Annotated in this window: 5 protein-coding genes; 3 read left to right on the top strand and 2 right to left on the bottom strand. The window is 61.8% G+C overall.

The features are described 5' to 3' along the window. Positions 1-296 precede the first annotated feature (296 nt). Genes GR183_RS12285 through GR183_RS12275 form a run of 3 tightly spaced genes read left to right on the top strand, consistent with a single transcriptional unit; the run spans position 297 to position 5311 of the window. On the top strand, positions 297-977 hold the full coding sequence (locus GR183_RS12285; RefSeq protein ID WP_160775942.1) for a response regulator transcription factor: 681 nt from the start codon (positions 297-299) through the stop codon (positions 975-977). Then, a complete protein-coding gene (locus tag GR183_RS12280) occupies positions 961-2382 on the top strand; it encodes a sensor histidine kinase (RefSeq protein WP_160775941.1) in 1422 nt (473 codons plus the stop codon). The genes GR183_RS12285 and GR183_RS12280 overlap by 17 nt, the downstream gene beginning before the upstream one ends. Next, a complete protein-coding gene (locus tag GR183_RS12275) occupies positions 2372-5311 on the top strand; it encodes a bifunctional [glutamine synthetase] adenylyltransferase/[glutamine synthetase]-adenylyl-L-tyrosine phosphorylase (RefSeq protein ID WP_160775940.1) in 2940 nt (979 codons plus the stop codon). Before GR183_RS12280 ends, GR183_RS12275 begins: the two co-directional genes overlap by 11 nt. 90 nt (positions 5312-5401) lie before the next feature. On the opposite strand, the gene GR183_RS12270 is transcribed toward GR183_RS12275, so the two are convergent. Next, positions 5402-7768, bottom strand: coding sequence for an ATP-binding protein (locus GR183_RS12270; RefSeq protein ID WP_160775939.1), 2367 nt, complete (start codon positions 7766-7768; stop codon positions 5402-5404). Between the two features lie 188 nt (positions 7769-7956). After that, positions 7957-10602, bottom strand: coding sequence for an aminopeptidase N (pepN, locus tag GR183_RS12265; protein WP_160775938.1), 2646 nt, complete (start codon positions 10600-10602; stop codon positions 7957-7959). Between the last annotated feature and the right edge of the window lie 64 nt (positions 10603-10666).

Here is a 10666-nt window from a genome sequence, read left to right as displayed (position 1 = left end):
CCCCCGGCCGCCAGGCGCCGCGCCTGGGTGCGGGGGGGCGCCCCCGGCCCCCCCCCGGGCCGGCCCCCCCCGCCATGTCGGTTGTTGACAATTGTCGCCCCGACGCAACCGGCCCACCCGGCGGCAGATCGAACTGCCGCCGGATTTTACGTTCCGGCCCCGCGCAAGCGCTTCATGAAATCACAAGGTTTCAAGGCAAGAAAGCGGGCTGGAGCTTGAATTTTGCAGCATATTCTTGATTTACGGAGCGAATTGCGCTTCGTGTGGATATGCTCCGTCAACCAGCGAGCAGACTCATGCGGATCCTGATCATCGAAGACGACAGGGAAGCTGCGGCCTATCTGGTCAAGGCGCTGAAAGAGGCTGGCCATGTGGTGGACCATGCCGCAGATGGCGAGGAAGGGTTCGAGCTTGCCCTCGACACCGACTACGACGTGCTGGTCGTGGACCGGATGCTGCCCAAACGCGACGGGCTGTCCGTCGTCTCGGAACTTCGCGAGCGCGACAACAATACGCCGGTGCTGATCCTGTCCGCCCTGAGCCAGGTCGACGACCGGGTCAAGGGACTTCGCGCGGGCGGTGACGACTATCTGCCCAAACCCTATGCGTTTTCCGAACTGCTGGCCCGGGTCGAGGCGCTTGGCCGAAGGACGAAGCAGGGCGCTCTGGAGACGAGTTACAGCGTCGGCGGGCTGACGCTCGACCGACTCAGCCACACGGTGCGCCGGGAGGGGCAGGAAATCCCGCTTCAGCCACGGGAATTCAAACTGCTTGAATATCTCATGCAGCACGCCGGCCAGGTGGTGACGCGGACAATGCTGCTTGAAAACGTCTGGGAATATCACTTCGATCCGCAGACGAACGTGATCGACGTGCATATTTCGCGGCTGAGGTCCAAGATCGACAAGGAGTTCGAAAAGCCGCTGCTTCACACGATCCGCGGGGCGGGATACTCGATACGTGACGGCGCTGGGTAAACTTCTTCGAACGACGGCGATCAAGCTCGCCGTGATGTATCTCGGCGTCCTTACCGCCGCATCCGCGGTGCTGCTCGTCTATGTATCCCAGCAAACGGCAAGCGTGATGCGCGACCAGATCGTTGAAACGGTCGACGCGGAGATTACCGGACTTTCCGATCAATACCGGATTGGCGGCATTCGCCGGCTGGTTGCCGCGGTGGACGCGCGCTCCCGCCAGCCGGGTGCAAGCCTCTACCTCGTGACGGATTTTGCCGGCAATTCGCTTGCCGGCAACATCCAGCAGCTTTCCTCCGCCGTCCTCGCCGAAGCCGACGGCCAGATACAGCGGGTGCGCTACACCCGGTTCGAGAACGAAAAATCCTACGAAGCCCTGGTGCGCGTGTTCGGGCTGACGGGGGGATATCGCATCCTCGTTGGCCGGGACCTTGCCGAACAGCAGTATTTCCGCGGCGTGCTGGCGGAATCACTACGCTACTGGCTTGTCGTCGTGGTGCTGCTCGGGCTACTCACCTGGGTTTTCGTCAGCCGGCGCGTTCTCAAGCGCATAGACGCCATGGCGGCGACGAGCAGGCGCATCATGAACGGTGACCTGAGCGAGCGTTTGCCGGTCGATGGCAGCGGTGACGAATTCGACCGCCTTGCGACGAGCCTCAATCAAATGCTGGAGCGCATCGAAGCGCTGCTTTACGGGCTGAAGGACGTTTCCGACAATATCGCGCATGATCTGAAAACGCCGCTGACGCGCATGCGCAATCGCGTCGAGAGCGCACTGCGCGAGAACACGGACGAAAACGGCGCCGGTGCGAGACAGGCGCTGGAAGCGACGATCGAGGATTGCGACTACCTGATCCGAACCTTCAACGCGCTCTTGCGGATCGCCCGGGTCGAGGCAGGGTCTTCCGACGCAGAGATGCACGACGTGAACCTGGGCGCCCTTGCTGGCGAGATCGCGGAGCTCTACGAGCCCCTGGCGGAGGACGAGGGCGCAACACTCGAACTCGGCCCCTCGCAGGATCTGACAGTGAGTGGAAACAGGGAGCTTCTTGCCCAGGCACTGGTCAATCTCACAGAAAATGCGCTCAAATACGGCAAGGATTCCGAGACGGGGATTGCCAGCGTCGTCATCGGCGTGGAACAAGACAAAGGCGAGGCATGTCTCTACGTGAGGGACAAGGGGGACGGGATAGGCGAAGCCGATCGCGACCGTGCCGCCCGCCGCTTCGTGAGGCTGGAGGCAAGCCGTTCCGAGCCGGGATCCGGCCTCGGCCTTTCCCTTGTGCAGGCGGTGGCGCACCTGCATCACGGGGAACTGGAGCTGAAAGACGGCGAACCCGGGCTCAAGGCCGTGTTGCGTTTGCCGCTCAAGGACGGCGCATCGGGGGTGAAGGAACATGAGGGATGAGCGCGCGCAACCGGCACAAGGGGCGGGAAAGCTTGCCGATCGTGTGACCATCATCCCGCCGACGCGCGATACCGAGAGCGGCGAGCGCCTGTTCGCGGACGCGCCGCTGATTGCCGCTTCCCCCGAAAAAATCCAAACGTTTTTGGCTGGCGTCTTCACCAACGCGCCATACCTGCGCGACATCGGCCTTGCCGACGAGGAGCGGTTGCTGGCGATCATGGACAGCGACCCGGTCGCGCTTTCACGCACGCTCGTCGAGAGCGCCAGGAACCTCAGGAGCGAAAACGAAGCGGACCTCATGGCGGAGTTGCGCAAGCTCAAGAAGGAACTTGCATTGACGCTGGCGCTTGCCGACATCGGCGGCGCGATTTCGCTCGATGACGTTACCGGAGGCCTGAGCCGATTTGCCGATGCCGCCCTCGACGCGGCTATCCGCTTCTGTCTTGACGACCTGACGCGGCGCGGGAAATTCGATCCGAAAGACCCGGATATGCCCGAAGCCGACAGCGGCTTCATCGTGCTCGCCATGGGCAAATACGGCGCCTTCGAGCTAAATTATTCTTCCGATATCGATCTGATTGCGCTTTACGATCCGGACAAGGCGCCGCTTGCGGGAAGTGCGGAGGCGCCGGTCGAGTTCGTCCGGCTGACAAAGCGTGTCGTGAAGATCCTGAGCGAGCGAACGGGCGATGGTTATGTCTTCCGTACGGATTTGCGGCTCAGGCCCGATCCCGGCGCGACGCCTCTTGCCATGGCCGTTCCGGCCGCCCTGGTCTACTACGAGAGCATGGGGCAGAACTGGGAGCGGGCCGCGCTCATCAAGGCGCGTGCCTGCGCGGGCGATATCCGGGCGGGGGAGGGGTTCTTGCGCGAGATCTCTCCCTTCATCTGGCGCAAGTACCTGGATTACGCGGCGATTTCCGATGTCCATTCGATCAAGCGGCAAATCCACGCCCAAAAGGGGCACGGGCGGATCGCGGTTGCCGGCCACAATGTGAAACTTGGACGTGGCGGCATCCGCGAGGTCGAGTTCTTCGCGCAAACACAGCAGCTGATCGCCGGCGGCCGCATTCCGGACCTGCGGGGAAAGCGAACGCTTGATACGCTTGGAAAACTTGCCGAACTCGGCTGGATCGAGGAAAGCGCGCGTGCCGAACTGGAGGAGGCGTATGTCTTCCTGCGCGCCGTCGAACACCGCATCCAGATGGTCAATGACGAGCAGACACATACGCTGCCTTCCGACGATGCGGGCCTTGCGCGGATAGGCGCGCTGATGGGCTTCGAGGACATCGCCGATTTCAAGGATGCAGTCAGGGCGCGGCTCGTCGCCGTTCAGGGCCACTATGCCGCGTTGTTCGAGGATGAGCCGGAGCTTGCCTCCGACCTCGGCAATCTCGTCTTCACCGGCGACGACGACGATCCCGGAACGCTGGAAACGCTGTCGCGCCTTGGCTTCAAACGGCCGCAAGATGCCTGCCGTATCATCAAGTCCTGGCATTTCGGGCGATATCCGGCTGTGCGCTCCACCAAGGCGCGCGAACGGCTCACCGAACTTCACCCTTTGCTGATCGACGCGCTGGCGCGCACGGACAACGCGGATCAGGCACTGATCGCCTTCGACGGCTTCTTGTCGAAGCTGCCGGCGGGGGTGCAGCTTTTTTCACTGCTGCGCTCCAATCCGCAGCTGTTGAACCTGCTGGCGACGGTGATGGGGGCCGCGCCACGGCTTGCGCAGGTCGTCTCTCGCCGCGTTCATGTGCTCGATGCGGTGCTCGATCCGGCATTTTTCGATGCGATGCCGCGCGCTGCCGAATTTCGGGCAGGGCTTGAACGAACACTCAAACTTGCGCGGTTTTATGAAGATGCACTCGACCGTGCGCGCATCTTCACGCAAGAACAGCAGTTCCTCATCGGCCTGCGGCTACTGTCGGATACGCTGAACGCCCTGCAGGTCGGCCACGCGCAGGCGCGGCTTGCCGAGGTGGTCGTACAGATGCTGATGGAGCGCGTCGTCGAGCACGTTGGCGAGACCCACGGCATGCTGCAGGGCGGCGACTATGCGATCGTCGCCATGGGCAAGCTCGGCGGGCGGGAAATGACGGCGTCCTCCGATCTCGATCTCATGCTGCTTTACGATTTCGACGAAGGCGTTCAGAAGACCGATGGTCAGCGCCCGCTGGAACCCGGTCCGTACTATATCCGCCTGACGCAACGTCTTGTCACCGCGCTTTCCGCCCCGACCGCCGAAGGCCAGCTCTATGACGTCGATTTTCGCCTGCGCCCGTCCGGAAACGCGGGGCCGCTGGCGACAAGGCTTTCAGCTTTCGAGGACTATCAGGCGAACCGCGCATGGACGTGGGAGCATATGGCGCTCACGCGGGCGCGGGTGATCGCGTCGTCGAGCGATGAATTTCGCGAAAAGATCGAAAGATCGATCTGCGACACGCTCTGCAAGCCACGCGATCTGGCGACCGTTGCGGGCGAGGTTGCCAGCATGCGTGCCCGCATCGAAAAGGAAAAGGGCACGAAAGACATCTGGGACCTGAAGCAGGTGGCCGGCGGGCTGGTCGATATCGAGTTCATCGCCCAGTATTTGCAGCTCGTTCATGCTGCTGCCTGCCCGGATATGCTGAACCAGACGACGGAAACCGCCCTTGGCAAGGCGGCGGAGGCCGGCGTGCTTGATCCGGGCGATGCCGAGGTGCTGGTGCCGGCGATCCGCATGTATCACGCGCTGACGCAGGTGCTGAGGCTTGCGATGGAGGGGGCCTTCAAACCGGAGGAAGCTCCGCGCGGCGTGATCGACCTTCTGGTGCGCGCGAGCGGCGAACCGGATTTCGCGCGGCTTCAGGCGAAGCTTGCAGACATGCAGGCAAGCGTAAGATCGACATTTGAAAAGATCGTCGGCCCCGTACGCGTCGAGGATTGATTTTCGGCGCCCGGTTTGGTGGCTTACGGGCGTCTGGCGCGAAAAACCCGTTTGTCTGCCGCTTGGCGGATGAAAAGGCCTGCTGCTGGCTCAGGCTTCTTCAGGGGCCGCTGCAGACTGGCCATCTGCCGGCGGCTGCCCGCTAACGGGAAGGCGCAGGTGAACGCGCGTGCCGACGCCTTCCTCGGACTGGATATCCATGCTGCCGCCATGCAGTTCCGTGAGCGAGCGGGCAATGGCGAGCCCGAGGCCGGATCCCTTGTGCGTCTTGGTGAACTGGTTTTCGACCTGCACGAACGGCTGGGCGAGCATCGGCACATGTTCGCGCGCTATGCCGATGCCAGTGTCGGTGACGACGACATCAAACGTCTCGTCCGTGCGTGATGCCTCGATCCTTACGGTGCCGCCATCCTGCGTGAATTTAACGCCGTTAGCCATGAGGTTGATAAGGATCTGCTTCAGCGCGCGGCGATCGCCGGAGAGCGTCAGGTCTTCATCGGCCTGCGCCTCGACGACGATGTGCTTTTCCTTCGCAGTCGGGGTGATGATGCGCGTGACTTCCTGAACGATCTCGCCAAGATCGACCTTTTCGCTCTTCAGCTCCATGCGGCCGGCTTCGATCTTCGACATGTCGAGAATGTCGTTGATCACATTCAGCAGATAGCGGCCGCTTTCGTGGATATCCTTGCAGTATTCCTGATATTTGTCGGAGCCGAGCTTGCCGAACATCTCCTGGTTCATGATCTCCGAAAAGCCGATGATCGCGTTGAGCGGCGTGCGAAGCTCGTGCGAGATATTGGCGAGGAATTCGGATTTCGCCTTGTTGGCATCCTCGGCGCGGGTCTTTTCTTCCGAATATTTCTCGGCCAGTTCGACAAGTTGCTGAGCCTGAACCTCGAGCTTCTGGCGCGACTGGCGAAGATCCGCGATCGTCGCGATTTGCCGCCTCTCGCTTTCCATCAGCTTTTCTTCGTGCCGCTTCAGCGCGGTGATATCCGTACCGACCGAGACGAACCCCCCGTCCTTGGTGCGGCGCTCTGAAATCTGAAGCCAGCGGCCATCCTCCAGCTGGGCTTCGTAGCTCGATGAAGCGTCGTTGATGGTCGCGCCGATCGCACTGGTATTGACGACGGGCTGGCGTGCCGTCGCCATTACCTGCGTATAGGGCGTGCCGGTGCGGATTAGGCTTGGCGGCAGGTCATGCAGTGTCTGATAGTTGGAATTGCACATGACGAGGCGGTTTTCGGAATCCCACAGCACGAAGGCTTCCGATATGGTCTCGATCGCATCGCGCAGGCGCAGGTCCGCGGTGCGGCTTTCCTCGGCGAGTTTCTTCTGTTCGGTAACGTCGATGCAAATGCCGATCAGGTGCGGTTCCGCAAGGCCGGGCTCCGACTGGACCTCCGCGCGGGCGCGCAGCCAGACCCAGCTGCCGTTGGCGTGGCGCATGCGGAACATGCGATCCACCGTGGTTTCACCGGTCTCAAGCAGCGTTTCGGCAAGTTCATAGAAATCGATGTCGTCGGGATGGGCGATCGCCGTGATCTCGGCAAAGCCCAGGATATCGTCGCGCGGTTCCTGGCCGAGCATTTCATAAAGCGACGCCGACCAGAAGATCCGCCCGCGCGACAGGTCCCAGTCGAACAGGCCGCATCGTCCGCGGTTGAGTGCGGCATCGATCCGCCCCCGTGTGGCGGCATAAATCTGGTCGGCCTGCTCGGCGCGGGTTGCCTGGGAAAAAAAGGCGTAGATCAGTACGATAAGAACCGCGGCGGTGCCGACGAAAAGGGTGACATTCGCCGAAACGTCGGCGCGCCAGTCAGCAAAAACGGCATCTTCCGCCTGGATCACCGCCACCATGCCGAGGCGCCCGGCCAGATGATGGACCGTGGCAAGGGCGGCGTTGTCCCTTCCCTCATGGATAGTGAGAACGCCCGCGCGTTCGCCGAAAACGGTGAGTGGCTGGCCGGCGCCGAGCAGCCCGGCCAGGGGCCGGCCTTCCAGCCCGGGCCGGATAGGCGCGCTCGCGACGATGGTGCCGTCCGCATCTGCAACGAAAATCTGCCGCCCGCCGCTGGTCGCGCGCGGAGGAAGATTGTCGGAGAGCGCCGTCTGCAAGGCCGTGGCGAAGCCAATGTCGGGCAATTCGCTTTCGGCAAGCGTAAGCCGCGCCGAAAGCGACGTTGCGATCATGGACAGGTCGTCCCGCGCACGCGTGGCGATTTCCTGATGGTCGTAGGAAATCGAAAGCGCCCGGTAGATGGCAAGCGAAGCGATGAATATAACCGACAGAGCCGGAATAAGACGGCGGAATAGCGGTTCCGACGCGAGGAGGCGGTGATAGGCCGGTTGCGCGAGAAGCCGAATATGCCCCGTTAGCGAGGCCGCGCCCTTCTGCCTTTTTATGAAGTCCGCGAATCGGCGCGCGGACGCGTTGGCAATATATGCCCGCGCCATCCTGTTGGCCCCCAAAGTGTTGATTTCCGCCGATGATTCGATACACGCCGCTCGTTCGAATCATTCACATTTGAATCTTATTCGAAGAGTCTGTCCAGTCCTTCGAAGGAAAAATTTGGTTAATGGAGCGTTAATTTCGCGGGATGTTGTGTGGCAGTATTGGCGCGGTTGAAAATGCCTGCCTTTCGTTATTGAAGCGATCTTTCCGCTATATCTTTGACGTCACGGGAAAGATCAGCCTTTTCCGCAACGCGACGAAGAGCATTTTCCGCAAGTTTACGACGTGTTGCCTCTAGGGCACGCCATGACCGAAATGCGGATAACAGCCTTGCGGCGACCTGCGGGTTCTTTTCGTCGAGCGCGAGTACCGTGTCGGCGACGAAGTCGAAGCCTGCCCCATCCGCACGGTTGAACTGTGTTTGGTTGCCGGTGGCGAATGCGCCGACGAGCGCACGCAGGCGATTGGGATTGGCGAATGAAAAAGCCGGATGCGCCGTCAGCGCCCGGACTTTTTCGAGCGCTTCCGGGTGCCCGTCGGTCGCCTGGACGGTGAGCCATTTGTCGATCGCGAGAGGGTGGGTGCTGTGACGCTCGTAGTAGGCGGCAAGCGCATCTTCCGCGCCTTCGAGGCGGGCATGAACAAGCTGCGTCAGGCCCGCCAGCCGGTCGGTCATATTGTCCGCTTTGGCGAAATGGTCGCGCACACGCTCGGCATCGCCGTCTGCGCCCGAGTGTGCCAGATATTCCAGAAGAGTGTTACGTAACGCGCGAACGCCCGCGGATGCGGCGTCGGGCGAATAAGGGCCGTCGATTTCAAGGCTTTCATAGAGCCGCGCGAAACTCGCTCCCTTTTCCCGTGCGATGGTCCTTCGCAGGTGGTTGCGGGCGGCCGCCACAGCGTCAGGATCGACATCGGAGCCGATCTCGCGGGCGATGTCGGCCTCTGCGGGCAGTTGCAGCGCCAAGGCGCGGAACGCGGGATCGAGGCTTTCATCTTCCGCAACCGTGCCGAGCGCGTGGACCAACAGTCCGTCGACTTCTATCGCGGCACCATCTCTTGCGGCTTCCATCCCTGCGGTGAGCGAGGACAACGCCACCGTCTGCAATGCCTGCCACCTGTTGAACGGATCGCCATCCCTTGCTGCAAGGTGCAGATAATCTTCTTCCGAAATGTCGCTTTCCAGAATTACGGGAGCGGAAAAGCCGCGGAGGAGCGAAGGGATCGGCCGCTCGTTGACGCCCGAAATCGTCACCTTGTGTTCCGGGGCCTGGAGCTTCAGGACATCGCCCTTCACTTCAACGCCGGAAACCGTCTCATAGGCAAGGTCCGAACCGTCTTCGCCGACGAGGGCGAAGCGGACCGGGATCGTCATCGGCTTCTTGTCGGCCTGGCGCGGCGTCGGCGGGACGGACTGGCTGAAGGAAAGCGTGAAGACCTTCGCCTTGCTGTCGTAATCCGATTTCACGGTGATCGTCGGCGTGCCGGCCTGCTCGTACCAGAGCGCGAACTGGTCGAGGTCTTCGTTCGAGGCATCGCGGAAACAATCGAGGAAGGCTTCGACAGTCGTCGCCCCGCCGTCGTGGCGCTCGAAAAAGAGGTCCATGCCAGCCCTGAACGCCTGTTCGCCCAGAAGCGTTTTGATCATGCGAACGACCTCCGCCCCCTTCTCATAGACGGTGGCGGTGTAGAAGTTGTTGATCTCCTGGTAAAAGCGCGGCCGCACGGGATGGGCAAGGGGACCCGCGTCTTCGGGGAACTGATGCGACTTCAAAAGGCGCACGTCGCTGATGCGTTTCACCGGCCTTGAGCGTTCGTCCGCCGAAAACTCCTGATCACGAAAAACCGTCAGGCCTTCCTTGAGGCAAAGCTGGAACCAGTCGCGGCAGGTGATCCGGTTGCCCGTCCAGTTATGGAAATATTCGTGGGCGATCACCGCCTCGATGTTGGCATAGTCCTGGTCGGTCGCGGTATCGGGATCGGCAAGGATGTATTTGTCGTTGAAGATATTGAGACCCTTGTTTTCCATCGCGCCCATGTTGAAGTCGGAAACGGCGACGATGTTGAAAACGTCGAGATCGTATTCTCGGCCGAAAGCCTTCTCGTCCCAGCGCATGGAACGCTTGAGCGAATCCATCGCCCAGCCGCATTGGTCCTCGTTGCCGTGCTCCACATAGATGCCAAGCTCTACCTCCCGCCCGGACGCCGTGGTGAATTCTCCCGGCACACGGGCAAGGTCGCCCGCGACCAGGGCGAACAGATAGGATGGCTTGGGATGGGGGTCGTGCCAGATCGCGAAGTGACGATCGGTGCCGGCGACGTCGCCGGTTTCGATAAGGTTGCCGTTTCCAAGCAGGACCGGAGCTTCGCCCTTCCGTGCCTCGATACGCGTCGAGTAAACGGCAAGAACGTCCGGCCTGTCGAGGAAGTAGGTGATGCGGCGGAAACCTTGCGCCTCGCACTGGGTGCAATATGTACCTTGCGAGCGGTAAAGGCCCATCAGCTTGGTATTGGCGTCGGGATCGAGTTCGGTTGAAATCTCAAGCACGAAAGGCTCTGACGGGGGGGCCGGAATTTCCAGGCGGTTCGGGCTCGCTTCGTAGTCCTGGAAGGTGAGGGCGGAGCCGTCGAGAAGCAGGCCTGTGAGCTTCAGGTCGTCGCCGTCCAGAACCAGTGCCGTTCCGGGGGCAGTGTTGTCGCCGCGCCGGATCGCAAGCCTTGCGCTGACGCGTGTCGCTTTCGGCGCGAGGCGAATGTTGAGGTCGACGCGGTCGATCGTATACGGGGCTGGCTGGTAGTCTTCCAGGCGTACACCGCCTGCGGTTTCGGTGCGCATTGTCGGTTTCCTGTCGGCAGCAGGTGCCTTGACCCGGGGGGCGGACAAATCCTGTTTCGATATT

This window comes from Stappia sediminis (assembly GCF_009826895.1).
In the GTDB taxonomy this organism is placed as follows: Bacteria; Pseudomonadota; Alphaproteobacteria; order Rhizobiales; family Stappiaceae; genus Hongsoonwoonella; species Hongsoonwoonella sediminis.
This window is presented reverse-complemented; position numbering and strand designations above follow the sequence as displayed.

Excerpts from the sequence above, each read along its gene's own strand:
- GR183_RS12285 (WP_160775942.1), top strand. The coding sequence starts at position 297 with ATGCGGATCCTGATCATCGAAGACGACAGGGAAGCTGCGGCCTATCTG.
- GR183_RS12270 (WP_160775939.1), bottom strand. The coding sequence starts at position 7,768 with ATGGCGCGGGCATATATTGCCAACGCGTCCGCGCGCCGATTCGCGGAC.
- GR183_RS12275 (WP_160775940.1), top strand. The coding sequence starts at position 2,372 with ATGAGGGATGAGCGCGCGCAACCGGCACAAGGGGCGGGAAAGCTTGCC.
- pepN (WP_160775938.1), bottom strand. The coding sequence starts at position 10,602 with ATGCGCACCGAAACCGCAGGCGGTGTACGCCTGGAAGACTACCAGCCA.